Source organism: Patescibacteria group bacterium (genome assembly GCA_028716045.1).
Classification (GTDB): Bacteria; Patescibacteriota; Patescibacteriia; order JAQUQO01; family JAQUQO01; genus JAQUQO01.
The window spans coordinates 681,114-703,566 of sequence record JAQUQO010000001.1 but is presented as its reverse complement, the minus strand read 5'-3'; the positions used below and the strand labels follow the sequence as shown (position 1 = coordinate 703,566).

General features: G+C 41.2%; 27 protein-coding genes and 3 tRNA genes. 22 read left to right on the top strand and 8 right to left on the bottom strand.

Features of this window, described 5'->3' with window-relative positions; all coding sequences use genetic code 11:
- Nucleotide 1: 1 nt before the first annotated feature.
- The 17 genes from PHG22_03560 (at nt 2) to PHG22_03480 (ending at nt 11,799) form a co-directional block, all read left to right on the top strand.
- Entirely contained in the window at nt 2-511 is a 510-nt protein-coding gene (locus tag PHG22_03560; GenBank protein ID MDD5490841.1) for a GNAT family protein, read from the top strand.
- Nucleotides 512-521: 10 nt separating this feature from the next.
- Nucleotides 522-612: transfer RNA gene (locus PHG22_03555), tRNA-Ser, on the top strand.
- A gap of 49 nt (nt 613-661) precedes the next feature.
- Nucleotides 662-1,804 (top strand): hypothetical protein, encoded by a 1,143-nt coding sequence (locus PHG22_03550; protein MDD5490840.1) that lies wholly within the window; start codon nt 662-664, stop codon nt 1,802-1,804.
- Nucleotides 1,805-1,897: 93 nt separating this feature from the next.
- On the top strand, nt 1,898-2,353 hold the full coding sequence (locus tag PHG22_03545; GenBank protein MDD5490839.1) for a hypothetical protein: 456 nt from the start codon (nt 1,898-1,900) through the stop codon (nt 2,351-2,353).
- A 73-nt stretch (nt 2,354-2,426) separates the two neighbouring features.
- Nucleotides 2,427-3,095 carry an HD domain-containing protein gene (locus PHG22_03540; GenBank protein ID MDD5490838.1) on the top strand — a complete coding sequence of 223 codons (669 nt, stop codon included), beginning with the start codon at nt 2,427-2,429 and terminating at the stop codon, nt 3,093-3,095.
- A 187-nt stretch (nt 3,096-3,282) separates the two neighbouring features.
- Nucleotides 3,283-3,570 carry an RNA-binding protein gene (locus tag PHG22_03535; protein MDD5490837.1) on the top strand — a complete coding sequence of 96 codons (288 nt, stop codon included), beginning with the start codon at nt 3,283-3,285 and terminating at the stop codon, nt 3,568-3,570.
- Between the two features lie 157 nt (nt 3,571-3,727).
- A complete protein-coding gene (gene galU / locus PHG22_03530; protein MDD5490836.1) occupies nt 3,728-4,594 on the top strand; it encodes a UTP--glucose-1-phosphate uridylyltransferase GalU in 867 nt (288 codons plus the stop codon).
- Between the two features lie 4 nt (nt 4,595-4,598).
- Nucleotides 4,599-6,002, top strand: a complete 1,404-nt coding sequence (locus PHG22_03525) for an extracellular solute-binding protein (protein ID MDD5490835.1) — start codon at nt 4,599-4,601, stop codon at nt 6,000-6,002.
- A gap of 2 nt (nt 6,003-6,004) precedes the next feature.
- A complete protein-coding gene (locus tag PHG22_03520) occupies nt 6,005-6,646 on the top strand; it encodes a pilin (protein ID MDD5490834.1) in 642 nt (213 codons plus the stop codon).
- Nucleotides 6,647-6,656: 10 nt separating this feature from the next.
- Nucleotides 6,657-6,995, top strand: coding sequence for a pilin (locus PHG22_03515; protein ID MDD5490833.1), 339 nt, complete (start codon nt 6,657-6,659; stop codon nt 6,993-6,995).
- 40 nt (nt 6,996-7,035) lie between these two features.
- On the top strand, nt 7,036-7,413 hold the full coding sequence (locus PHG22_03510; protein ID MDD5490832.1) for a pilin: 378 nt from the start codon (nt 7,036-7,038) through the stop codon (nt 7,411-7,413).
- A gap of 55 nt (nt 7,414-7,468) precedes the next feature.
- Nucleotides 7,469-7,900 carry a hypothetical protein gene (locus PHG22_03505; protein MDD5490831.1) on the top strand — a complete coding sequence of 144 codons (432 nt, stop codon included), beginning with the start codon at nt 7,469-7,471 and terminating at the stop codon, nt 7,898-7,900.
- A gap of 58 nt (nt 7,901-7,958) precedes the next feature.
- Complete coding sequence (locus tag PHG22_03500; protein ID MDD5490830.1) at nt 7,959-8,330, top strand: hypothetical protein; 372 nt, start codon at nt 7,959-7,961, stop codon at nt 8,328-8,330.
- 3 nt (nt 8,331-8,333) lie between these two features.
- The gene (locus PHG22_03495) at nt 8,334-8,732 is read left to right on the top strand and encodes a hypothetical protein (GenBank protein ID MDD5490829.1); all 399 of its coding nucleotides are present in this window, start codon (nt 8,334-8,336) and stop codon (nt 8,730-8,732) included.
- Between the two features lie 9 nt (nt 8,733-8,741).
- Nucleotides 8,742-9,200: a hypothetical protein gene (locus PHG22_03490; GenBank protein MDD5490828.1), complete on the top strand. Its 459-nt coding sequence runs from the start codon at nt 8,742-8,744 to the stop codon at nt 9,198-9,200.
- Nucleotides 9,201-9,208: 8 nt separating this feature from the next.
- Nucleotides 9,209-9,754, top strand: coding sequence for a pilin (locus PHG22_03485; GenBank protein MDD5490827.1), 546 nt, complete (start codon nt 9,209-9,211; stop codon nt 9,752-9,754).
- A 56-nt stretch (nt 9,755-9,810) separates the two neighbouring features.
- A complete protein-coding gene (locus PHG22_03480; GenBank protein ID MDD5490826.1) occupies nt 9,811-11,799 on the top strand; it encodes a DUF2079 domain-containing protein in 1,989 nt (662 codons plus the stop codon).
- A gap of 142 nt (nt 11,800-11,941) precedes the next feature.
- On the opposite strand, the gene PHG22_03475 is transcribed toward PHG22_03480, so the two are convergent.
- Nucleotides 11,942-13,012: an SIS domain-containing protein gene (locus tag PHG22_03475; protein ID MDD5490825.1), complete on the bottom strand. Its 1,071-nt coding sequence runs from the start codon at nt 13,010-13,012 to the stop codon at nt 11,942-11,944.
- 263 nt (nt 13,013-13,275) lie between these two features.
- Here PHG22_03475 and PHG22_03470 point away from each other — a divergent pair, with 263 nt between their 5' ends.
- Together PHG22_03470 and PHG22_03465 are read left to right on the top strand one after the other, a co-directional pair.
- Nucleotides 13,276-13,593, top strand: a complete 318-nt coding sequence (locus PHG22_03470) for a hypothetical protein (GenBank protein MDD5490824.1) — start codon at nt 13,276-13,278, stop codon at nt 13,591-13,593.
- A 128-nt stretch (nt 13,594-13,721) separates the two neighbouring features.
- Nucleotides 13,722-14,717, top strand: coding sequence for an NAD(P)H-dependent glycerol-3-phosphate dehydrogenase (locus tag PHG22_03465; protein ID MDD5490823.1), 996 nt, complete (start codon nt 13,722-13,724; stop codon nt 14,715-14,717).
- A gap of 70 nt (nt 14,718-14,787) precedes the next feature.
- Here PHG22_03465 and PHG22_03460 read toward each other — a convergent pair whose 3' ends face one another.
- The 7 genes from PHG22_03460 to PHG22_03430 all read right to left on the bottom strand — a co-directional run bounded on the left by PHG22_03460 (nt 14,788) and on the right by PHG22_03430 (nt 20,472).
- Nucleotides 14,788-16,410: a hypothetical protein gene (locus PHG22_03460; protein ID MDD5490822.1), complete on the bottom strand. Its 1,623-nt coding sequence runs from the start codon at nt 16,408-16,410 to the stop codon at nt 14,788-14,790.
- 100 nt (nt 16,411-16,510) lie between these two features.
- Nucleotides 16,511-17,707, bottom strand: a complete 1,197-nt coding sequence (locus tag PHG22_03455; protein ID MDD5490821.1) for a hypothetical protein — start codon at nt 17,705-17,707, stop codon at nt 16,511-16,513.
- A gap of 36 nt (nt 17,708-17,743) precedes the next feature.
- Complete coding sequence (locus PHG22_03450) at nt 17,744-18,739, bottom strand: C45 family autoproteolytic acyltransferase/hydrolase (GenBank protein ID MDD5490820.1); 996 nt, start codon at nt 18,737-18,739, stop codon at nt 17,744-17,746.
- 43 nt (nt 18,740-18,782) lie between these two features.
- Nucleotides 18,783-18,856, bottom strand: a tRNA-His gene (locus PHG22_03445).
- Nucleotides 18,857-18,874: 18 nt separating this feature from the next.
- Nucleotides 18,875-18,949: transfer RNA gene (locus PHG22_03440), tRNA-Arg, on the bottom strand.
- A gap of 69 nt (nt 18,950-19,018) precedes the next feature.
- Nucleotides 19,019-19,474: an MgtC/SapB family protein gene (locus PHG22_03435; GenBank protein ID MDD5490819.1), complete on the bottom strand. Its 456-nt coding sequence runs from the start codon at nt 19,472-19,474 to the stop codon at nt 19,019-19,021.
- Between the two features lie 14 nt (nt 19,475-19,488).
- Nucleotides 19,489-20,472 carry a tyrosine-type recombinase/integrase gene (locus PHG22_03430; GenBank protein MDD5490818.1) on the bottom strand — a complete coding sequence of 328 codons (984 nt, stop codon included), beginning with the start codon at nt 20,470-20,472 and terminating at the stop codon, nt 19,489-19,491.
- A 71-nt stretch (nt 20,473-20,543) separates the two neighbouring features.
- Between PHG22_03430 and PHG22_03425 the strand changes: the two genes are divergently transcribed.
- From PHG22_03425 to PHG22_03415, 3 genes are all read left to right on the top strand, one after another.
- Nucleotides 20,544-21,371 (top strand): phosphoglycerate mutase family protein, encoded by an 828-nt coding sequence (locus PHG22_03425; protein ID MDD5490817.1) that lies wholly within the window; start codon nt 20,544-20,546, stop codon nt 21,369-21,371.
- A 159-nt stretch (nt 21,372-21,530) separates the two neighbouring features.
- Nucleotides 21,531-21,803: a 30S ribosomal protein S15 gene (gene rpsO / locus PHG22_03420; protein ID MDD5490816.1), complete on the top strand. Its 273-nt coding sequence runs from the start codon at nt 21,531-21,533 to the stop codon at nt 21,801-21,803.
- Nucleotides 21,804-21,887: 84 nt separating this feature from the next.
- Nucleotides 21,888-22,403: an NYN domain-containing protein gene (locus PHG22_03415; GenBank protein ID MDD5490815.1), complete on the top strand. Its 516-nt coding sequence runs from the start codon at nt 21,888-21,890 to the stop codon at nt 22,401-22,403.
- Nucleotides 22,404-22,453: the final 50 nt, after the last annotated feature.

Below are 22,453 nucleotides of genomic sequence, written 5' to 3'. Positions count from 1 at the left end.
TATGATTATAAAATTCAAACCACATTGTAAAAGAGAAATTCCCTATCGCGTTAGATGGTTTAATAATCCGAATGTTAATGTTTTTATTGGGGATAGTCATTGCAGTAAAAAGACAACCATTAAGAAAGAAGCAGAGTGGTTTAAAAGATATCAAAACGACAAAAGTAAAAAATTATTTACTATTTTTGCGGCTAGTCGTCCCATTGGTCTGGTGGGTTTAACTAAGATAGATAAAATTAATAAAAGGGCCGATGCCTTTATTATAATCGGGGAGGATGATTATCGCGGGCAAGGGATTGGTCAAAAAGCCATGAGATTTATAATCAGGTATGGTTTTGATAAATTAAAATTACATAGAATAGGGTTGGGCGTTTTTTCCGAAAATAAAATAGCAATTAATTGTTATAAAGCCGTGGGTTTTAAAACAGAAGGAAGGCAGAAAGAACATTCTTTTTTTGGTGGGAAGTATCATGATTTAGTGATGATGGCAATTTTAAATAAACATTTCTAAAATTAATTTTGGAAGGGTGTCTGAGAGGTTGAAAGTACCGCTCTCGAAAAGCGGTATCCCGCTTAGCGGGATCGTGGGTTCGAATCCCACCCCTTCCGCCAATTTTCCAAGTTTGGAATTAGGGAAATTTTTTTAGAAAGTATAAAACATATGCCCGAAGAAAAGGTAAGGGAAATAAAAGAAAAAAAGAAATGGCAGCCGATTAATATAATATTGGGGTTGTTGATAATCGGTTCGGTTTTTTATTTCTATCAGTCGCAGCCGCCTTTTATTGCTCTCCCAAGGTTAATTCCTACGCTGGTCCTTATTTTTACGAGAAAGAACAATGTTTTTTCCTTTTTAATTTTGTTTCTTATCGGGTTGACGGTATTTTTTATTACCACCTTTGACGGCTTTTTAATTTTGGGTTCGGCCGTGTATATGTTTATTTCCACAATTTTACGGATGTTTAGGGTTAAAAAGCACGCCGTAATAGGGTTGGCAATTGTCCTAATTCTCGGGCTGGGTCTTTTTTGGGAATATACGACCACTTTCGTTTCCGAAAGTAAATTAATCATCATCAGAAAAATAAATAATGAGAATAGTATAGAATTGGTGGACGATGCGGGTAAAATATCAACAACTTTTTATTTCAACCGGGGAATTTCTCCCAGAGGGGAAGGATTGCAAAAGGGCACTTATGTTTATCAAGTTGTGAGCCAATCCAAAGGTGTAGTTGTCCCGATGAGCTTCTGGCCAATTTTTAAAGTAAAAGCAAATGGGGAAGTTGTCCAGCGTGGAATAGTTATAAATTGGCTTGATTTAAAGAATGTTGCCTTGCACGGCGGGTTTAATCAAGTCGGTTGGTTTCCTTTAGCTCTTGGCGATTATACTATCCAGCTTGTTAAAATAGAAAAACCTAAAGGAATAATTGTCGCGGAGAGTAATTTTTCAATTGCGCCTTACGATAAACAAATATTATCAAAGTTAACGGCCTATCTGGCGGTGGACGGCGACCCAAATAAATATTATGATAGCTACACTAAAAAAGGGAAGGACTCTGTGACGGTCTGGGTACAATCTCCACCGGGAGAAGTGCTAAGCGGAACAGTAAAATCCTTTATAGCAAATTCAGAGGGCGAGATTGATAAAACATCTTGGATCGGGGTGAGCGAAGATGCATTTAGAACGGATATCAATGGCGAGCCGGTTCCTTTGAGAAATTTAAGCGGTAATCCGCCGCCGGGCATCTATCATTATCAAATTCTTATAGACGGCCAGATGCTTTTTGATCTAAAATATAATTGTTTTTAGCTACCACTTTTAAAAAGCAGGGGAGATATTGATTTAAAAAATAATATAATAAAGGTCGATTTTTAAATTATTAATAATTAGAAAGTAAAAAATATGACAAACAGCAAAGTTTTATACATTATTATCGTCATTTTAGTTTTAATCGTTATCGGCGGCGGGATATTCCTCTTGTGTAATAAAGGTGCGGAAGAAGAGGGCGAGCCAACAACTGCCTCGCCATCAACCGAGGCGCAGACGCCTGCTACCGATAAAGAGATGGTTGATTGCGGTAAAGCAGAGGATCCTTTTTGTTTCGTGAATAGAATGAATCAATGTTTGCCGGTAACCGCTAAGATGATGGGGTCGGACGGTGTAACATCTATTGAGATAACAATTTTGGGCGTAGAAAATGAAAAATGCCATTTTCAGAGAAAAATAAATGATGTCGCTAACCTTGATTGTTATTTCCCCAAAGGAACTTTGAATATGGATACCCTTGACCAAACTTTCGGGAATGATAAAGGACTGCAAAAAGTAGTTGACGATGCCTGTAGTCCAGCAGGGTGGTAAACAAGTTTTTTAAGAGGGTGATTATTAGAGAACAAAAAAATTTGCCGCCAAAGTCCACGGCAAACAATTATTTATGTTAGTAAATAAGATTGACAAAATTAAGCTAATTGATAAATACGTTCGTGGTGTTATGAGCGCGGAAGTTGCCCATGATGTTAAACATGTTCATCGCGTTAGAAATTGGGCGTTGCAGATAGCGAGAGAGGAGCATTATAATAATTTAGAAATTGTGGAAGCGGCGGCGCTTTTGCATGACGTCGGTTTGTTGAATTGTCATAAAAGGAGCCTGCACGGAGAAGCCGGAGCGGAGATGGCCAACAAATTTTTAAAAGAAAACAACTTATTTTTCGAAGATGAAATCGGGTTAATTTGTGAAGCCATAAAATATCATAATTCCAACAGAGAAGGCGAGGGCGATTTACTTTTTATATTAAGAGACGCGGATATGATGGATATGTTTGGCGCAGTTGGTATTATGCGTGCCCTTACTTCAAAAGCAACCAGGCCGGAATACAATACCGAAAATATTAAAGGCGAAACGTGGGGGCTGGAAGCCAAGGACTTTGATAAAAGGTTTGATAATGGCGAGGGGATTGGGGATTACATCGTTGATCAAATTAATTTTCAGATAAGTTGTTTTGATAATTTAAAAACAAAAACAGCCAGACGATTAGCTCGGCCGATGATAGAATTCATGAAAAATTTTCTTACGGCCCTAGAAAAAGAGATAATGGTTGAGTAAAAGTAAGCCAAACCCGTTTTTTGAGTGGTCCTTGACAGTATTTTGTTTGTGTGCTATACTTACTTTCGTAAGCGTTTCTCCATAAGTTTTACTTTTCTTATACAAGTTTATTATGAGTATAAGCTAACTAGTAAGCGAAAGGAGTAAAGGTCGACTTACAATATAATAAATTTTTACAAGAAAAGTTATGGCAAAAAAGTTATACGTCGGAGGTCTGCCTTACTCTACCACTGAGGATGAGCTTAAAGAAGCTTTTTCCGCTGCTGGTACCGTTGAGACAGCCAGAGTAATCACCGACAAAATGACCAATCGTTCTAAGGGTTTCGGCTTTGTGGAAATGTCTTCCGATGAGGAAGCCCAGAAAGCTATTGAAATGTTCAACGGTAAGGATTTCGGCGGCCGCAATATCGTGGTCAATGAAGCCCGCCCGATGGAAGAACGCCCGCGCCGGGATAATTTCCGCGGCGGTAGATAAATCGTGATTTATAAAGAAATCATATAAAAACGCCCCCGAGCAATCGGGAGCGTTTTTAGTTAAATAAATTTTCCTTTTTTGGAAATGACCAATTGGCTATTTTTCTCTTTATGAGAAATGTGTTAAAATATCTAAATATAAGTAGCTATTTTGTTATATGACAAAAATTCGCAAGGTGGTTATCCCCGTGGCCGGATTTGGCACTCGTTTTTTGCCGGCGACTAAAGCCCAGCCAAAGGAAATGTTGCCGGTGGTGGACAAGCCGGTTATCCAATATGTGGTGGAAGAAGCGGTGCGCGCCGGAATCACTGACGTAATTTTGGTCACCGGCGCCAGCAAGCGGGCCGTGGAAGACCACTTTGATTATAATTATGAATTGCAAAATTGGCTGAAGAAACAGGGTAAAGAAGAAGTGCGAGAAGAAATTAAGCGCATTGCCGACATGGCCAATTTTATTTATATCCGCCAAAAAGGTCCTTATGGCAATGGCACGCCGGTACTTTGCGCCAAGGAAGTTGTGGGCGATGAACCCTTTGCGGTGGTGTGGGGCGATGAGTTTTGGAAATGTCCGGGGAAGCCGCACGTCAGGCAGTTAATTGATGTTTATGAAAAATATACTGACCCGGTTATCACCGCCTATCAGGTGACAAAAGAAGATACAAAAAGATACGGTATTTTAGACGCAAAAAAAATCGGGGCGGGGATATATGAAGTTAATCGTATTGTTGAAAAACCCGGACCCGAAAAAGCGCCGTCAACGCTGGCTTCACTCGGCGGGTATGTGTTTACACCGGAAATTTTTGAAGAATTGGAAAAAACCAAAGTCGGCAAGGGCGGCGAACTATGGCTCGTTGATGCTGTTGTGCGTTTAATGAAAAAGAGGCCGATTTATGCTAAAATTATAGAGGGGACGTATTACGATATTGGTTCTAAATTTGACTGGCTGAAAGCCAACATTGATTTCGCTTTAAAAAGAAAAGATCTGGGTTTGAAGTTAAAAAAATATCTTCGCACAATAAAATAATTTTATGAAATATAGCAAAATCGCCATTCTCTTGTTAATCCTTTCTTTTTTGGTCACTTCCGGTTTGGGGTGCAAAACGGTTTCTAAGGAAGTTCAAGAGGCGATGCAACCGGTTAAATTAACTTATTGGAGAGTCTTTGATGACCGAGACGCCATGGCGGAAATCGTCGCCGATTATCAGGCGCTTCATCCCAATGTCACCATTGAATACAAAAAATTGCGTTTTGAAGAGTATGAAGAGACGCTTTTGAACGCCATGGCTGAAGACAGGGGGCCGGATATTTTTTCCATTCATAACACCTGGGTGAAAAAGTACCAGAGCAAAATCGCCCCGATGCCGTCAACTGTCACTTTGCCGTATCAGTATGTGAGCGGAACGATTAAGAAAGAAACTAAGGCGGAATTAAAAACTACGCCGACTCTTTCGTTGCTAAAATTAAAACAGCAATTTTTAGATGTTGTTTATAATGACGCGGTGGTGGCTACTACCATCAGCGGGCAGAAACAGGATTTGGTTTATGGTCTGCCTTTGAGTGTGGACACTTTGGCGCTTTTTTATAACAAAGATTTACTGAATAATGCCGGCATACCGGAGCCGCCGGTAACTTGGTCTGAATTTCAGGACCACGTTAAAATTTTGACTCGCACTAATGAAAGAGGCGATATTTTACAAGCTGGGGCGGCGTTGGGCACGGCCAATAACGTGGAGCGCGGGGCTGATATTTTATCCCTCTTGATGATGCAGAACGGAGCCAAAATGACCGATGCCAATGGCTTGGCGTTTTTTCATCAAATGCCCGCAGAGTTGAAGGGTTTGGACATTCCTCCGGGCGCCGGAGCCTTGAATTTTTATACTAATTTTGCCAATCCCGTGAGCAGTGTCTATTCTTGGAATGAACAGATGTCTAATTCTCTTGAGGCGTTCGCGCAAGGCAAAGTCGCTTATTTTTTCGGTTATGCCTATCATCTGCCGGTTATCCGTTCACTCGCCCCCAAACTTAATTTTGATATTTCCCGTTTTCCCCAGATTGGCGAAGCTGGCTCTAATACTCCGGAGGTGAATTTTGCCAATTATTGGATGGAGACGGTTTCCCGCAAGAGTAAAAATCAGCACTGGGCTTGGGATTTTATCCAATTTGCGACCAAAGAGCAGGAAGTCAAAAAATATCTGACCCAAGCCAAAAAACCCACGGCGCTTAAGGCGCTCATCAACACCCAGCTCGAGGATTTGGATTTGGGATTTTTTGCCGCGCAATTGCTCACTGCCAGAAGCTGGTATCGCGGAGCGAATCCCGGAGCGGTGGATGGCATTTTTGCCGAAATGATAAATTCGGTCAATTCCGGAGCGGTGGAGGCGCAGGAGGCGGTTAATCTGGCGGCGAGTAAAATTAATCAGACAATAAGATAATTATGAATTTTAAGTTATCAATAAAAATTTTATTATTCACCGGAGCTTTTTTATTTTTTTTATTGCCCGTTCATTTTGTAAAAGCAGATGTTTGTTGTTGCGATACTGCCGGCAATGTGATAAACGACCCGGAGAGTTGTGAGAAAGCCAGTGAGCGATGGAATACGGAGACGATTTTATTACACGACGGATCATGTAAACCATCCGAGGATACAAAAGCTTGTCAGCAGAAGAAGGGAGAAATTGTCGAAGCTTCGTCCGCTGACCAGTCAGCCAAAGGTAGCGGAGGAATGATTTGTGATGCTAATTCTTGCGAGCACGGAGGATTATTTAAAGAAGCTTCCGGCGATTGCCTTTGTTGCGGCAATTGCTCCTTAGACGATTTTCTTTTAATCGGTAAGGCGGTTTACAACCTGATTTTAGGGGTGGTGGGCAGTTTGATGCTTTTGATGTTTATAATCGGCGGGTTTTATTTGTTAACTTCAGCCGGCTCTTCCGAAAAGATAGAAAAGGGCAAAAAGTATTTGGTAAACGCCGTAATTGGTGGTATAATAGTATTTGGAGCTTTTAGTTTAGTTAATTTTTTAATAGAAAGGGCCGTGAAGGAAGAAGGGGCTAAAAATTATCAAGTGGAAGAAGAATAATTTCTTAATTATGTTTAGGAAAGTTTTAAGAAACGTTTTTATCAGCCTAACCGTATTTTTTTTGTCGTTTATGCCGGTTTATGCCGCGATTCAACTTAAAAATCCGTTAAAATTTAGTGACCCGCAAACAGCCATCGGCGGTGTTATTAAAGCGATTATGGGGATTGTTGGCTCTATCGCCCTGGCAATGTTCATTTACGGAGGATTAATTTGGTTGACATCAGCCGGAAATGCTGATAAAATAAAGAAAGGCAGGGATATTTTGCTTTGGTCGGCCATCGGGCTGGTTATCATTTTCGCCAGTTATATCTTAGTCGGTTTTGTTATAGCAACTTTGACGCAAAAATAAGACGATTTTAAATAATTTTTAAATAAGGAAATTAACAATTATGAAGTTAAAAACGCTTTTTTCTTGGGCAATGGGATTTTTTGTCCTTTTTGCCTTAGTGATTTTGCCGGGAGCGGTCTTGGCGCAAACGGATATTGACCCCGGTCTGGAGTATTTGACTCAAACCGGATTGACCAGCACCGATATTCGCGAGACCATCGCCAATATTATCAAGGTGATAATGGGCTTTCTCGGAACTCTGGCAGTAGTGATTATTTTAGTCGGCGGATTTAAATGGATGACTGCCGCGGGCAATGAAGATAAAGTCAGCGAAGCGAAGAAGCTTTTGATGCAGGGTGTCATTGGTTTAGCCATTGTTTTAGCCGCTTATTCCATCGCCACCTTTGTTATCAGGGGATTGATTGAAGCCACCAGCTAATATCTAATACGGGCCCCTTGTTTTTATAAGACAAGGGGCCTAATGAATATTTCCAATGAAAAGCAAGGATAAGAAAATTTATTCAATTTTTTCTTTAGCCATTATTTTTTTAGTGGCTTTTTTGATTTTTGGGTGGTTTGGCGTTTTGCCTTCCGCCGCGCAGGAGAAGAATGATGATTATGGATTGGGTACGACAGCCAAAGAGGCCGGTATTCCCGGAGCCGAGGAAGGAGAGTTAGCAACTTCAACAAATTTAGCGGCATTAATAGGAAGTTTACTTGGTTCAGCTTTGACCTTTGTCGGAGTGATATTTTTAATATTGATGATTTATGGCGGTATCAATTGGATGATTGCTAGGGGGAATGAACAAAAAGTGGAAAAATCCAAGGATACAATCGTCAATGCGATTATTGGCGTTGTGGTCGTGGCCCTTTCTTATTTTATAGTGGAGTTTGTGCTTAATAGATTAATTTTTGGAGGCGGTTAAATTTATGACAACGAGAAGTATTTTTACAATTATTCTATTGGGATTTTTTTTCTGCTTAATGTTTTGTTCTTCACCGGCAGTTTTTGCCGATGATAATGTTGGGCAATCCGAACCTAACCCTGACATGCAGACAAATTTTAAAGATGCCACTGATATTTTGGGTTCAGCAGCTGAAAAGGCCGGGTTAAGAACGGGTGATAGTTTAGAATCAAAGATTGCCGGAGCGATTGTCGGTTTATTATCAGTGATAGGCGTAGTTTTTCTTGTCTTGATGGTTTACGGAGGAGTAAAGTGGATGACGGCCAGAGGCGAATCCGAAATTATAGACAAGTCCAAGGGAATCATTAGAAACGCCGTTACCGGTCTTATTGTCATATTTTTGGCTTACGCCATCGTTTGGACAGTTTCCACGTTTTTATTTTCTACCTAAATTATGGCGAAATTTAATTTTTTCAAAGAAATAAGATATTTTTTATTAGCCGCTGTTTATTTTTTTCCGGCTGTTTTATTGGCCGCAGAACCGAAAAGTTTTAAAGAAAGTTATTTTGAAAGATTAAAAACCGCCGCCGGGGTGGGCGCGGGCGGATTTGGAGAGGTGGGAGAAACGACGCTCGCGGCCAGAGTAGGTGGGGGCATCGGCGCGCTTTTAGTGCTAGTAGGCACGATTTTTTTGGTTTTAGTGGTTTACGGAGGTGTCAATTGGATGCTCGCCCGGGGCAATGAAGAAAAGATTACCAAATCAAAAACCATCATTATTGACGCCAGTATTGGTTTGGGTATTACGATGGCTGCCTATATTATTACCAGAACGATTGTCGCCATTTTTGTTTAGCCAGCGATTATGAAACATTTTTTAATTCTAACAATCACAGCCGCTGTTTTATCCGGGGCTTTTTTTATTTTTTGTCAGCCGCAGATTTCCCTGGCTCAGGAGCCGACGTTCGGCGAAGGAGGAACTTCTGTTCTAAGCCCCCTCAACCAATTAGGTGAAGCCGGCAAAGAAGCCAAATATGCCACGGGCGAAAGCCAAGACATTCGCTTAGTAATCGTTTCCCTCATCCAATACGTTTTGCTCTTTGTGGGCTTTATTTTTGTTATTTTGATGATTTACGGCGGATATTTATGGCTGACGGCCGGCGGCAACGAAGACCAGCTTGGCAAAGCTAAAAAAATGATAGTCAACGCGGTGATAGCGGTTTTGATTATTTTTCTCTCGGTTAGTATTACTTACACCATCAACCGCATTTTATACGAGGCGATTTCGCAAAAAACCATAGGCGCGGGCGTGAAAGTCAAATAATTTGTATTATGAGTAAGAAGCAATTAGGTATAATTTTTATTTCCGCAGTGATTCTATTTTTCGGTTTGATTTTTGTAAGCAACACCGTGCAGGCCTTGCAAACCACGCCGGATATCAATCGGCCGTTGTTTTTAGATAAAAGCGGTGAGCAAGATATAGAAAAGCAATTGGGCGCTACGGCCGGCGAGACATTGTATTTTTCTTCCAGCAGAGTTAACAACATTTTTCTTTTTATGGCTACGCTTATCAGATATGCCGGCGGGTTTTTAGGCCTGGTGTTTTTGGGAGTGATTGTATACGCCGGTTTTGTCTGGATGACGGCCGGCGGGAATGAGCAAAATATAGAAAAAGCTAAAAAGTTATTGTTTAACGGCGTCATCGGCATAGCCATAGTTTTACTGTCAGTCTCCATTTGGATTTTTATCGTGGAGAATGTCATTAAAAATATTGCTCTGGAAAATCCATCAGAAAGCGAAATCAAAGAATGGGAAACTCAATGTGAACCGTGGGATTATAAATGCAAATGCGAACATGGCGACCAATCCTCTTGTTAAAATTTCCAATAAGTTAGGTAAAAAGCAGATGTTTTCTAACATCTGCTTTTAAAATTATGCAAAAAATTTTAAAGTGGATAATTAAAAATAATTTCAAGCTGCTGGGGCTGCTTATCATTGTTTATATCGTCGCTTTTTCTTTTATCTCTTTTTGGAAGTACGATAATTTTTTATACAACGGATTGGATTTGGCGATTTTTAACAATACTTTTTACAATACGGTCCACGGCGATTGGTTCGGGCTTTCTATCCACCCACCGACTTATCTGGGCGACCATTTTGAGCCGATTATCTTATTGTTAGCGCCGTTGTATTATTTTTGGCAGTCGCCGCTTTTTTTACTGGTTTTGCAGACGATTTTTTTGGCGCTCGGCGCTTGGCCGGTTTACAAAATTACCCAAAAGATATTCGTTGATGAAAAATATAAAAAATGGCTGCCCCTCGCCCTCGCCGCCATTTATCTTTTAAATCCGGTCTTACATAATATTAATTTATACGAAGTCCATCTTTATCCCTTGGCCCTTTTCTTTTTGCTCTGGGCTTTTTATTTTTATTACAGCAATAGATTTTGGCCTTATTTTGTTTTTATTCTTCTGGCGTTATTCGTGCGCGAGGATACGGCTTTAATAGTTTTGATGTTTGGATTTTTGTCTTTATGGGAAAGAAAAAGTTGGCGTTTTGTTTTAACATCATTTCTTTTGGGCGCGGGTTGGTTCATTTTTTCCCTGCAAGTAATCAATCATTTTTCTCCGGCCGGCAGTTATAAATTTGTCGCTTTTTACGGCTGGCTGGGCAGTTCTTTCCCGGAAATGATATTGAATTTTTTTCCTCATTTTGGCGCTGTGGCGGCGCATTTGGTTCGCCCGGGAAATTGGTTGATGATTTTTGGGCTGCTAGCGCCATTTTTTTACATCCCATTTTTAAAACCAAAATATCTTTTGTTGGCTTTACCCCCGTTTTTACAAATTGCTTTAGCGGAAGCCGGAGGCAGTGATACGATTTTGCGTACGCAATATGGATTGTTTTTTCTTTTGGGAATTGTTGTGGCTTTCATTTTTGGCCTGAATAAAATTTCTTCTGGCAATTTTTATAAAAAAAGAGCAGATGTTTTTTGGGTTTCTCTGGCGGCGGGTATTTTATATTTAAATTTAGCTCTTGGTCCGTTGCCGGAATTTTTTGCTAAATTTGGCAATGAGCAAATAGCTTTAGATAGGATTAACTCAAGAGAAGTTATAAAAGAAATACCGTCGGAAGAGCCGGTAGCCGCTTCTTGGAGTTTGCGTTCCAACCTTTCTTTAAGAAAAGACCTTTATGCCCTAAATTACGTTTTTTACGGCAAGCAACAGTTCGGGTTTACCCCATATCGTTTGCCGGAGAATACCGAGTATTTGATTTTAGATTCCAGAGAAATAGTGTCATTTTATTTTAATTTTTTTTTGCACAAACATCTTTGGAATATCTATGAGTCGGGAGATAATCGTTTAAGAGAAGAGATTTTGAAAAATAATTTAGGCGCGGTAAAAGTTATTGATAATTTAGTTCTTTTTCAAAAAAATACCGCGGAAAAAGTTGAACTTTATGAACTGCCGGATAGTTTGCCAGTGGAAAATTTTAAAAACAACAAAATCGTTTCCGAAAGCGGAATTAACTTTTTGGGCTATCAAACATCCGAGATAGCCGCGAGCGATTTGATTCCCATTTCTTTATTTTGGGAGAATTCTCGCGAGTCCAAAGACGAGTATTTTATCAGCCGTCGCGTTGTTGACGAAGGAGGACAAATTATGGAGCGCGAGTTATTACCTTTTAACTACGGACTTTATCCGCCGAATGAATGGCCGGCGAATATGATTATCAAAACTAACTATTGGTGGAATTTCTCGGAAGAAATAAAAAATCGCTTGTTGGCCGGGGAGTATAAATTGGAAATAAATTTAGTCCAAATTAAAGGTGGCAACGAGCTTGATAGAATGGGTTCAATAAAGCAGGTGATTGACGAAGAAAAAGTTTTAGCCAGCCCGGTTAGTTTGGATATTTTTAACCATTAGTCAGTAATATCTTTTGCTAATTATTTTATTACAGCGCAAAAGACCGTTTTTAAACGGTCTTTTTTCTTTTTTGCTTAGGTCAAATTGCCATCAAGCATGGGAATGGCAATTTGGTTAAGACCCGTCAGTCGCGACTGACGGATTAAGCCTCCCTCAATTTATTTTTTAAATAATTCACCCACGGGATTTTGCTCGGGTCTTCTCCATTAAGAATTGCCAGATAGAAACTGATAAAACTTCCTAAGCTTAAAATTTCAAAAGATTGAAGCAGTTTGGTTCTGCTGGTCGGCACGAATTCACTGTAAGAGATATTATTTTTTTTGACTACTTCTTCAGTGAGATGGTAGCGCGAGCCAGTTCGTTCATGATACAGGCGGGAGTTGATGAACAAAAAGTGGAGCTGGCGGCAAGCCTCGGGATGGCCGAGCCCTTCCAACAGGTGATGATTCAGTTCGGGCAGAAGAAAATAGGCGGCAAAATTTTTAGAATTTTCATTTATTTGATTGGCCAGCACATGGAGGTTGCCGGCTAAAAATTCCGAACCTACCGCCACGGCTATTTTGCCATGGATTTCCCCGGCCAGTTCTTTAGCTGGATTATTTTTAGTGTCTATTTCCGGAACGCAGTTTTGACCGATTTTCTTGACCACCCCGATTATTTCATTAATATCCTTTTCCTCAATATCTAAAAAACCAGCACGGCACAAAATGCCGAGCTGGCCCATTATGGAATAACCGAGCCCCAAGCGGGGCTGGCCCGAAACATTGAATTTCGGTTCAAAGATGTAAGCGGGGAAATTATGGGATTTCAGAAATTCGGCCAGTTCCCCGCCGGCGCAAATACCCACTATTTTTAATTGCTTTTCCACGGCCTCCTCGGCAACTTTCATTACTTCCTCCGTATTGCCGGAATAGCTGGAAAGAATGCAGAGCGTGTCATCATCGGCAAAATTCGGCAATTTATAATCATTAACAATTTCCAGTGGCACATCTAATTCCTCGGCGAACAAGGTTTTAATAATATGAGTGCCCAAAGTTGAGCCGCCCATTCCGCAGACGACAACGTTGTTGCATCCTTTATATTCTTCCGGCAGTATCAATTTTTGCGTTTCTTCCCAGGCCTGCCTAATTTGTTTGTCTAACGAAGCAATCGATTCTAAAACTCCGCCCCCGTCAAGTTTTTGTATTTGTTTTAAATCATCAAGCTTAGACATTGCCTAGCTTTATAATAATTTTTATATCTTAGCACAAGGCCGAATAGTGTCAATGTTAATAACTTAAAGTTTAAAATTTATAGTTTAATTTTACCCCTCGCCTCCGAACCGGCAGCATTTTTGTTTTTAGGGCGGCAAAATCCCCTCTCTAAGAAAAAGATAAAAATTTTGACCCGTCAGTCGCGACGGACGGGTCTTGACGAAATTTAATTTTTAGGTTATTATTCAATGATTGCCATTTGAAATTTTATCAGGAGGATAAGATGAACCCGCTTACTATTTTAAAGATTCATCGTTTTTATTCTGAACAAAAAGCCAAGGGGCATACTTCTGAATCGGTAGCTAAGCACTTTCTCGCCGTACTTTCTTTTTTGGTTTTGAAATGGGACATTCTTTATAAGGAGTTTTTGGGTTTTTTACCGAAGGAGCAGCGAGAAGAAGTAATTAATGCTATAAGAGTGATGCTTCTTTATGGCGAGGGAGTGACGGCCATTATCGCAGAAGACAAATCGTCGTTTATCGGTCTTCATCGTAAATTTTTAGAATTGCAAGAGGCCTTTAGGGAATTAGAACGGACTTAATTAAGTCCGTTTTTTATTGGCACGCCACGCTTAACCGTTGGACGAATAGCCGCCATTTTAAGCAGCAGAGTATGGGTTTCAAGTTTCGAATTTTTATGTTATACTAAAATAAGTTTAACTTTAATATTATGCACAAGAGACATATCGCTATCATTGGTTCCGGCAATATGGGCACGGCTTTGGCGCAGGTGATTGCCGAAAACGGTTGGGGGGTAAAAATTTGGGGCATAGAGGAAAGGATTTTAGCCGAGATAAATTCTCGCCATACCAACAAAAAATATCTGTCCAAGATTAAACTATCTAAAAATATCAGAGCGGTTTTTAATATTCCGGATTGTGTTAACGGAGCCGAGGCGGTCTTCCTCGCCGTTCCTTCACGGGCCATAAAAGGCGTGGTAAAAGAAATAAAGCCGTATTTGAAGACTGGCCAGCTGCTGGTAAATACCTCAAAGGGGTTGGAAGAAAAAACCGGCCGAGTAATGCACGAAGTGATTTTAAATGAACTCGGCTATAATTGGGCAAAAAATGTGGTGGTGATTTCCGGCCCTTCGGTAGCCACGGAATTTGTGCGAAAAAAATTTGCCGTGGTAATAGCCGCCGCCGGCGCTAAAAATAATTTTAAAAAATTAAGGAAAATTTTAGCCACGGACTATTTTAAGGTGATTTGGAGTAATGACCTTATCGGCACGGAGCTCGGCGGAGCGTTAAAAAATATCTATGCCATCGCCATGGGCATGTGCGACGGAATGGATTACACTAATAATACGCAGATAGTTTTGGCCGTTGAGGCCCTGGAAGAAATGAAATCTATTTATCGTTCTTTCGGCGCCAATACGGAGACGGTTTATAGTTTGGCCGGACTTGGCGATTTTTTAGCCACCAGCTTATCGGAATTCAGCCGCAACCGGACGCTCGGCGAGCTGATTTGTGTTAAAGGTTCTTACGCGCGCGCCAGAAAATCCATGGAGCAGGTGACTGAAGGAGTGGTAGCCGTTAAAATAGTTTATGATATAGCCAAAAAGAGAAAATTAAAATTGCCCCTTTTGGAACTCGTTTATCGCATTATTTACAAAAGAGCTGACCCTTGCCGGTTGTTAGAAAAATTTTTGAGGGAAACCATTTAAATTTTTTCATATAAAAACTCCCCCGTCCCGAGTTCTCGGGACGGGGGAGTTTTTATATTTTAACGCTATTTCACGGTTCCAGCTCCTCTTTTTTTTCTCTCACAAAAGCGAACCATTGTTCGGAGATATCTATAAAAATTTTAAACGGCGCTTCAATAATAACATCCATAATAAAGATAAAAACATTGATTTTGGAGAAATTTACTGAAAGCCACCGCCCGGCGTGGATAATCGGAGTAAAGAAGAAGTCCGAAAAAGCCGTGAAGATGCTCTCGGTTTTTTTGATGACTAAAAGTTCTTTGGCGGTTTTGCGGATGCGAGTGGCAAAAAAGCTAACCACGCTTAAGAAGAGAATAAAGAGGAGCATGCTTAAAATACTGAAATGCAGTTTATTTAAAATAGTTACTAAAATGCCGAAAGAAATGACAAAAGTCAGGGCGTAGATAAAAGTAAAAATACCTTGTAGAAATCCCCCGCGTTTTGCCGGCATTTTGACGATATATTTTAATTTTTCCTCGCCATGCTGATAAAAAAGAAGCTTTAAGCTGGTGATGATTATTTTAGTATTTTTTTCCGTGGGAATTCTTACAGAAAGGGCAATAAAAAGAAGAAGGAGGGGGTGGAAAAGGATATTGATGCCCAAGGATAAATAATGTAGTTGGTGGGTGATAAACAGGTCAAACGGGACTTCAATGGCCAGCGCTAAAGCCATTTTAGTGATAAAAATATAGATAATTGAACGGAGCACGCTGCGGCGCAGTTTGGTTCTTATCCCCTGATATTTTTTATTACAAACTTTGGTCACTTTTTCTTCCAGCATCGCCGGATTAGCTAAAATATCTTCAATGTTGTCCGGATTTTCTTCAATAATGTCTTTGAAGATGATAAATAGTACCGAGTATTTTTTGCAAATTTTATTGAGCTTCTCGCGCAGAGGATGATTTTTTTGGATTTCTATAGCCCGCCTTATTGACTCTATATTATCCGCTGCCTTAGTTATTGCTTCTTCGCTACCCTGACGCCATTCCGGCCAGTAAAGATTCCACAGCAAATAATCCAGCATACCATGGTCGTATTTCAGAAGGTTGCGATAAATCGCCAAATAAATTTGAGTATTTTTTTCATTCTCTTCCGGCGCCGGCCGGCCTTCCACGGTAATTAGCGGGTTCATTAATTTATACATTGTTTCGGCCAAAGCATGGTCGCGGGTCGGCGGAATCAGTTCTTCTTCTATTTCGCAGGCCATGAGGCCGATGAGCCAATTGTTTATTTTTTTCGTCTCCCGGTGGGGCGTGGCGGCAATTTTTTTCTTCAGCGCGTCATACTTTACTAAAATTTTAGCCACCGTCCCAATTTTTGTTTCCGGCAATGATTCATTGGGTATATAAGAAGCCCGAATCAATTCGCAGATTAACGACTTGGCGATGTCGGCCTCTTTTTGCGGTTCAATGGTGAGCCGTCCTTCAATCAAAAGTTTACGTCGGATGATTCTTTCCACGGCGCCTTTGCGCAAAAGATGTTCCTCGCGATAATCAATGACGTTGCGGATTTTTTCGTAAAAAAAAGCGATTTTACTGATCATTTCACTGACTTTGATTTTGGCAATTTCCTGATTATCTTCTGGTTTTTTCGCGAACACTTCCAGCAGTTCTTTTATCGGTTTTTTTAGTTTAATTTCGCCATTTTCCGGCATAGAGATTCATTAAAATAATTTATTTCATCTTAGCACAAGCAGCTGTTTTTTGCCAGATATAAAATCCCCCGCTTTTTGGGCGGGGGATTTATGATAGATTTTAGCCGAACATTAAGAGCGACGGTTTTAGGATAAGCAGGATGCCGATAATCAAGATTATAATTCCGCCGACGAGGTTGGAGTACTTGGTGTACTTACCCGTAAGGCCGGCGATTTTCAGGGTGAGCATCGCCACCACAAAAACGATAATATCATCCAGCATGAAGAAGAAAATATAAAGGAGCAGATAAAAATAATATTCCCAGGTTGGCAGGTGATTTAAACTCAATATCTGCGTGTAAATAGCCGGCAGTCCGATAGAGCAGACCAACTCCACCATATTAACCGCGAAAGCCAAAACAATAATGCCCGCGAGGGAGAAAAGGAGGTATTTAGATTTAATAATTTCGCGGATGCGTTCAAAAATTTTCCGGCGGCTTTCCCCCTTAGTCACCTTGCAGACGCCCTCTTGATAAGAGAAGTAATCTTTAAGATTGATAATGCCCGCGATGATGGCCAGCAGGCCAATGGCGATTCTCACCAGCTGAATATAACCCATGAAAATAAAGAGATTTAGCCAAGCGGCGAGGAAAAGAAAATAGGTGGCGGCCGAAGCGGCGATAAAGGCGATGCCGATAAGCCACATTCTTTTTTTGTCTTCCATTCCCAAAAGCAGAGAGATAAGAAAGAGGAGAACCCACATCGCGCAAGGATTAAAACCGTCCAGCGCTCCCAAAGCGATAGTAAGGACAGGCAGGGATAAGGAAAAGAGATTAATGTTTCTGATAAGGGGGTAATCCAATTTTAATTCTTCCTTTTGTTCTTTTTCTTCGGCTGGCGGTTTTGACTGTTCCGGCGGAGCTATTTTATACATCGGGTCAAGACATTGGCCGGAATCTAAACAATTTTGAATAGTCCGTTCAATTTTAACGTCAGTATATCCTTTTCCAAAACCCGAGAAAGCCTCTTCGCCGATAAAAGTCATTGGCACGCCCGCGCTGCGGACTTTATAGGCCTTGGCTAAGTCCACGAGCAGGTTGGCGTTTTTAATGTTATACCAAACCTCAAATTCGTGAACCCGGATTTTATCTTTATACTTATTTTGAATAGCAAAATTCAAAAATTCTTTTTCCGAGGCGCAGTGCGGGCAGCCGTCGCCGTAAAAAAAATAAATATCCACCGGCGGCTCGGCGGCCGAAGCCCCCGGCCAGTTAAAAAATAAAAATATGAAGGAGCAGACGATTATTTTTTTTAGCATATTTTAGCAGGTTTGGTAATTATTGATTTTATTCTATCACGAACGATTTTTTAAATTCAAATTGATTTTTAACCAACGTTCGCCTCTGCCCTTGACCTCCAAAGTTTTTGTCTGGGGGTTAATAATAACTGAGGCCAAGGTCCGGGGGTTGTAAATCAAGCTTTTCGCGTATTTATCCTGGCCGGAAAGAATCTTTTTAAACTCCCGTTCGGCGCCAATTTTTTTGATAAATCGGCAAGCGGAGGCGTATCTTTTGTAAGTGGTTGAGCCGGATTTCCCCAGTCCCCGGGTTTCAAATTTTTTCAGCCGTCCGGTAAAATTATTTGTATGGCAATATTGATTTTGCGTTTCCAAAATAGCGAAGCGTTTAGCGGTTGATTCTATATTCAGGAGTTTGGCGTTTTCGGTAAAAGTGTGGCTGTATCCCGAGGCCCGCCGAATTTTGCCGAATTCTTTTTTAACTTCTTTAATGTTCGGGAATTCCGAAAGCCAACGCGCGACGATGTTCTTCGGTACGCCGACCTGCGAATCAAGATGATGAAGAGTATTGATGCTTTGGGTTAAACCAAAAGAGTTGATGGAACAGGCATTGCCGCCGATAGAATAGAGATAAGCCAGTTCCCAGATGGTTAGACCGCCGATGGTTTTTTGCAGGAGAAAAGTTAAATGAGGGACAGCTGGCCGTTCCCAATCTTCATTGTGCCCGACAAGGTAAGAATTTTTTTGGGGGATAAAAATGCTGGTGCATTTTTCTTTTTGTTTTTGTAAAATTTCTTCCACGCAATTAAGCGCCCAAATTTTAAGAAAAGGGACGCCGGAACCTTTGGCTAAACCCTTCATTTCTTTTATAAATTGGGGAAATGTTTTTTGCGTCACGGCTAAATAGGGCTTGGATAATTTGATTAATTTCTCCCAGCTGATATCTTGGGGCTTTTGGATTTCTAAATAGCCGGAGGTTAATTTCCCGAGTTTTTTACCCAACAAAAAACCCGCTTCGTAATTATTTTTTGCTTTGATTTTTATAAAACGCATATTTTTATTCAAATACTTGAGCGATAAAAACGTTTAATTCTACTGGGGCGGCCACTGGGAGTTGAACCCAGGCCAGCGGAGCCACAATCCGCTGTTCTACCGTTAAACTATGGCCGCCATGATTATTAAATTTTTTGGTGACCCCGCTAGGAATCGAACCTAGATCTAAAGCTTAGAAGGCTTCTATTCTATCCTTTGAACTACGGGGCCGATAAACACGCTGAATTTTCAAAAACAGTAATATCAATTTTACTAGTTATCGTAGAAAAAGTCAATCCTTTATTGGCGAGCTTTTTTTACCGCGCATTTATTATCCCGCCACTTTTGCACCACCTCGCTGATTATCAGAACTAGATAGGTGATTAACACGGAAAATATCGCCAGGAAATAATAGCCAAAACCGATGGCTAGTCCGGTGGCGCCCATAATCCAGATGGAAGCCGCGGCCGAAAGCCCGCTAACTCCCTGTTCGGAACGGATAACACTGCCGGCGCCGATAAAGCCGATACCGGTGGCCACGGCCGTGATGATGTAAAGAGGATTGATGCCGGCGTAGGTCTGATAATATTCGTAGAAAAAATTAAGTCCGGCAATGGCGAAAACTGCCGACCCGATGCTGGTTAAAATGTGGGTTTTCAAGCCGGCGGCGCGTTTACATCTTTCTCTTTCAAAGCCGATCAGGAGGCCGGTGAGAAGGGCCAAAAATATTCTTAGGGCAATGTCTTGGTAGCTCATAATTTTTAATTATTTTATTTATTTTTTTGACGTTGTCGGCCGTGAAAGGCTTTGTGCACTTCACGCAGTTGCTGGTTGGTGATGTGAGTGTAAATCTGGGTAGTGGTAATGCTGGCATGGCCGAGCATGGCTTGTACCGAACGGATGTCAGCGCCATTCATCAGCAGGTCGGTGGCGTAGCTGTGGCGCAAGGTGTGGGGAGTTATTTTTTTGGTGAGACCGGCGACTTTGGCGTATTTTTCCACGAGCCGCTGGATACTGCGCGGGGTCAGTTTGGGAATTTTTTTCATTTCCCTTTTGGCGCTGGCGCGGTCGTGTCCCATAAACAAAAAGGGGTTGGGGTCAGTGCGGGCGTCCAGGTATTCTTTAATCCAGTATTTGGCTTGATTGGATAAAAAAACCACGCGCGGTTTGTCGCCCTTGCCGCGGACCGTGAATTCGTCCTTTTTTAGATTGATTTGGTCAATTTTTAAATTACTTAATTCCGAAACGCGCAGACCGGTGGCAAAAAGCGTTTCCAGAATCGCCTTGTCTCTTTTTTTAATAATGTCCGGATTTTTGATGAGCAGGGGCGCTTCCAAAAATTTTTCCAAGTCCGACCCTTCTAAAAATTCCACCGTGCGCTCGCCGATTTTAGCCAGCTCAATTTTTTCCGGCGCCAGAGTTTTAATGTCGCGCTTGGCGAGATATTTTAAAAATGAGCGCAGGGCGATGAGATGATAATTCTGCGTGCTTTTTTTAAGCGGCTGTCCGCTATCTTCGGCCAAGCGATTGAGCCAGAGGCGGTATTGGCGCACATTTTCAGCGGTGATATCTTCGGGAGCCAGTCGGCTCTTTTTTAATTCTAACCAGCGTAAAAATCTCCCCAGATAAAATTCATAATTGCGCCGTGTCATCCGGCTGCGGTTTTTTTCTATCTCTAAATAGTCCAAGAATTCCCCGAGGAGTTTGGCGAGAGGAGAAGAAGGATTAATTTTTGTTGGCGTTTCTCTTTTCATACGATTAGATACTGTTTTTATTTTACGACACTTTTGATTTTTAGGCAAACAGTTGAAAGTTTTTAAGCAAAATGATAAGGTATAAACGTTTTAAACGGTCTTTAAAATCACAAGAAAGGAGGCAGGCGATGAAATGGCCGGAATATCTACTGTTGATCAGACACGATGTTTCCAAATTCAATATCCTTAAAGAAGAGAAAAACGCTGACCCGGAATACAAAGAGTTTTGCCGGGAGTATAAAAATAATCCCGAAAGCGCAAATACCGTGGCTTGGGCAAAAATTATTGCGGAGCGCTATGCTTTGGGAATGAGCGATTCGCAAACCTCTTTGGTGGATATCGAGAGTTCCCGGGCGAAAATTGTCGGGAAAAAACTCAAACAAGAATTTGGAAAGCCAGATGTTATTTTTTACTCCCCGTATCTTCGAGCGCGGCAGACACTAGACGGTATTATAAGCGGTTGGCCAGAGTTGGCACGAGTTAAAACTTATGAAGAAGAAAGAATCAGGGAACAGGAGCGTGGGTTGGCCTTGTTTTACAGCGATTGGCGGGTTTTTCATGTTTTACATCCAGAACAGCGCCAACTGTATGATTTACTCGGCCCTTATTGGTATCAGTATCCCCAAGGAGAGAACATTCCTATGGTGCGCGACCGCAATCGTTCCTGGGTTAGCGCTCTGATTCGCGATTTTCACGACAGAAAAGTTTTGGCAATCACTCATCATTTGAATATTCTTGCCCTTCGCGCCAATCTAGAGCGACTTTCTGAAAAAAAGTTTATCCGTTTGGATGAAAAGGGAAAACCGATTAATTGCGGAGTCACTTGCTATGAGGGAGTACCCAAAGAAGGTGAGAATGGACGGCTAAAGCTCAAATTTTACAATCGCCAGTATTATTAAAGCAATCAACGGCTTATTCATAAATAAGCCGTTTTTTTTGTTGACATTTTTTAGAGGGTTTGTTATATTATATCCGTTAATAAATAATCGGTTCTCTGGCTTTGGCTGGGCAAATGAATTATCAATTCGGGCCGGGCTTGGGAACACGAAGGGGAAACTATGTTAGACAAAAAGAAAAAGGATGCGATTATCAAAAAATTTCGCACCCACGAGAACGATACCGGTTCGCCGCAGGTGCAAATTGCCATCCTGACGGAAGAAATCAAGGAACTTACTGAGCACCTCAAGGGTCACAAAAAAGATTTTTCCTCCCGCCGGGGTTTATTAAAAAAAGTCGGAGAGAGACGAAGATTGGTAAAATATTTAGCGAAGGAGAACAGGAAAGCTTACGAAGAATTGGCTGACAAGCTTAAACTTAAAACTTTAACCTAAGCGCGATAAATGGCCGATCTGCCGATTGGTCATTTATTATTTTTAGTTATATAATTAGGATAAGATTAAATGTAAAAATTTTTTATGATAAAACACAAAGCGCAAAGGGTGGGAGTGTTCGTGGATGTGGGCAATATGTACCACTCGGCGAAAAATTTACACCAAGCCAATGTCAATTTTAAAGAAGTGCTGAAAGACGCGGTAGCCGGGCGCCAGTTAGTGCGCGCCATTGCCTACGTGGTGAGTTCCAAATCCGGCGAAGAGGAAGATTTTTTTGAAGCCCTGTCCAATCAAGGGTTTGAAGTCCAGATTAAGGATTTACAGATTTTTTTCGGCGGCGCCAAAAAAGGCGACTGGGACGTGGGTATGAGCATGGACGCGATTAAGCTCGCTGACAAGCTGGACAGCGTGATTTTGGTCACTGGTGACGGCGACTTTATTCCGCTCGTGAAATATCTGCAGGAAAATAAAGGATGTTTGGTGGAAATTATGGGATTCCGCGAAACCACTTCTTCCAATCTGATTGAAATCGCCGATGATTTTATTGATTTAAGCCAAAGCAAGTATTTAATCAGAAAAGCGAGATTTAGCAGAAAATAATTTTTTTAAATATTTAATTAAGCCAATTGGTCCGCGGACAAACTGAGCTT

Excerpts from the sequence above, each read along its gene's own strand:
- galU (MDD5490836.1), top strand. The coding sequence starts at position 3,728 with ATGACAAAAATTCGCAAGGTGGTTATCCCCGTGGCCGGATTTGGCACT.
- PHG22_03560 (MDD5490841.1), top strand. The coding sequence starts at position 2 with ATGATTATAAAATTCAAACCACATTGTAAAAGAGAAATTCCCTATCGC.
- PHG22_03485 (MDD5490827.1), top strand. The coding sequence starts at position 9,209 with ATGAGTAAGAAGCAATTAGGTATAATTTTTATTTCCGCAGTGATTCTA.
- PHG22_03450 (MDD5490820.1), bottom strand. The coding sequence starts at position 18,739 with ATGCGTTTTATAAAAATCAAAGCAAAAAATAATTACGAAGCGGGTTTT.
- PHG22_03495 (MDD5490829.1), top strand. The coding sequence starts at position 8,334 with ATGGCGAAATTTAATTTTTTCAAAGAAATAAGATATTTTTTATTAGCC.
- PHG22_03475 (MDD5490825.1), bottom strand. The coding sequence starts at position 13,012 with ATGTCTAAGCTTGATGATTTAAAACAAATACAAAAACTTGACGGGGGC.
- PHG22_03425 (MDD5490817.1), top strand. The coding sequence starts at position 20,544 with ATGATAAGGTATAAACGTTTTAAACGGTCTTTAAAATCACAAGAAAGG.
- PHG22_03430 (MDD5490818.1), bottom strand. The coding sequence starts at position 20,472 with ATGAAAAGAGAAACGCCAACAAAAATTAATCCTTCTTCTCCTCTCGCC.
- PHG22_03525 (MDD5490835.1), top strand. The coding sequence starts at position 4,599 with ATGAAATATAGCAAAATCGCCATTCTCTTGTTAATCCTTTCTTTTTTG.
- PHG22_03510 (MDD5490832.1), top strand. The coding sequence starts at position 7,036 with ATGAAGTTAAAAACGCTTTTTTCTTGGGCAATGGGATTTTTTGTCCTT.
- rpsO (MDD5490816.1), top strand. The coding sequence starts at position 21,531 with ATGTTAGACAAAAAGAAAAAGGATGCGATTATCAAAAAATTTCGCACC.
- PHG22_03460 (MDD5490822.1), bottom strand. The coding sequence starts at position 16,410 with ATGCCGGAAAATGGCGAAATTAAACTAAAAAAACCGATAAAAGAACTG.
- PHG22_03515 (MDD5490833.1), top strand. The coding sequence starts at position 6,657 with ATGTTTAGGAAAGTTTTAAGAAACGTTTTTATCAGCCTAACCGTATTT.
- PHG22_03500 (MDD5490830.1), top strand. The coding sequence starts at position 7,959 with ATGTTTTGTTCTTCACCGGCAGTTTTTGCCGATGATAATGTTGGGCAA.
- PHG22_03455 (MDD5490821.1), bottom strand. The coding sequence starts at position 17,707 with ATGCTAAAAAAAATAATCGTCTGCTCCTTCATATTTTTATTTTTTAAC.
- PHG22_03520 (MDD5490834.1), top strand. The coding sequence starts at position 6,005 with ATGAATTTTAAGTTATCAATAAAAATTTTATTATTCACCGGAGCTTTT.
- PHG22_03435 (MDD5490819.1), bottom strand. The coding sequence starts at position 19,474 with ATGAGCTACCAAGACATTGCCCTAAGAATATTTTTGGCCCTTCTCACC.
- PHG22_03490 (MDD5490828.1), top strand. The coding sequence starts at position 8,742 with ATGAAACATTTTTTAATTCTAACAATCACAGCCGCTGTTTTATCCGGG.
- PHG22_03550 (MDD5490840.1), top strand. The coding sequence starts at position 662 with ATGCCCGAAGAAAAGGTAAGGGAAATAAAAGAAAAAAAGAAATGGCAG.
- PHG22_03535 (MDD5490837.1), top strand. The coding sequence starts at position 3,283 with ATGGCAAAAAAGTTATACGTCGGAGGTCTGCCTTACTCTACCACTGAG.
- PHG22_03480 (MDD5490826.1), top strand. The coding sequence starts at position 9,811 with ATGCAAAAAATTTTAAAGTGGATAATTAAAAATAATTTCAAGCTGCTG.
- PHG22_03415 (MDD5490815.1), top strand. The coding sequence starts at position 21,888 with ATGATAAAACACAAAGCGCAAAGGGTGGGAGTGTTCGTGGATGTGGGC.
- PHG22_03540 (MDD5490838.1), top strand. The coding sequence starts at position 2,427 with ATGTTAGTAAATAAGATTGACAAAATTAAGCTAATTGATAAATACGTT.
- PHG22_03470 (MDD5490824.1), top strand. The coding sequence starts at position 13,276 with ATGAACCCGCTTACTATTTTAAAGATTCATCGTTTTTATTCTGAACAA.
- PHG22_03505 (MDD5490831.1), top strand. The coding sequence starts at position 7,469 with ATGAAAAGCAAGGATAAGAAAATTTATTCAATTTTTTCTTTAGCCATT.
- PHG22_03465 (MDD5490823.1), top strand. The coding sequence starts at position 13,722 with ATGCACAAGAGACATATCGCTATCATTGGTTCCGGCAATATGGGCACG.
- PHG22_03545 (MDD5490839.1), top strand. The coding sequence starts at position 1,898 with ATGACAAACAGCAAAGTTTTATACATTATTATCGTCATTTTAGTTTTA.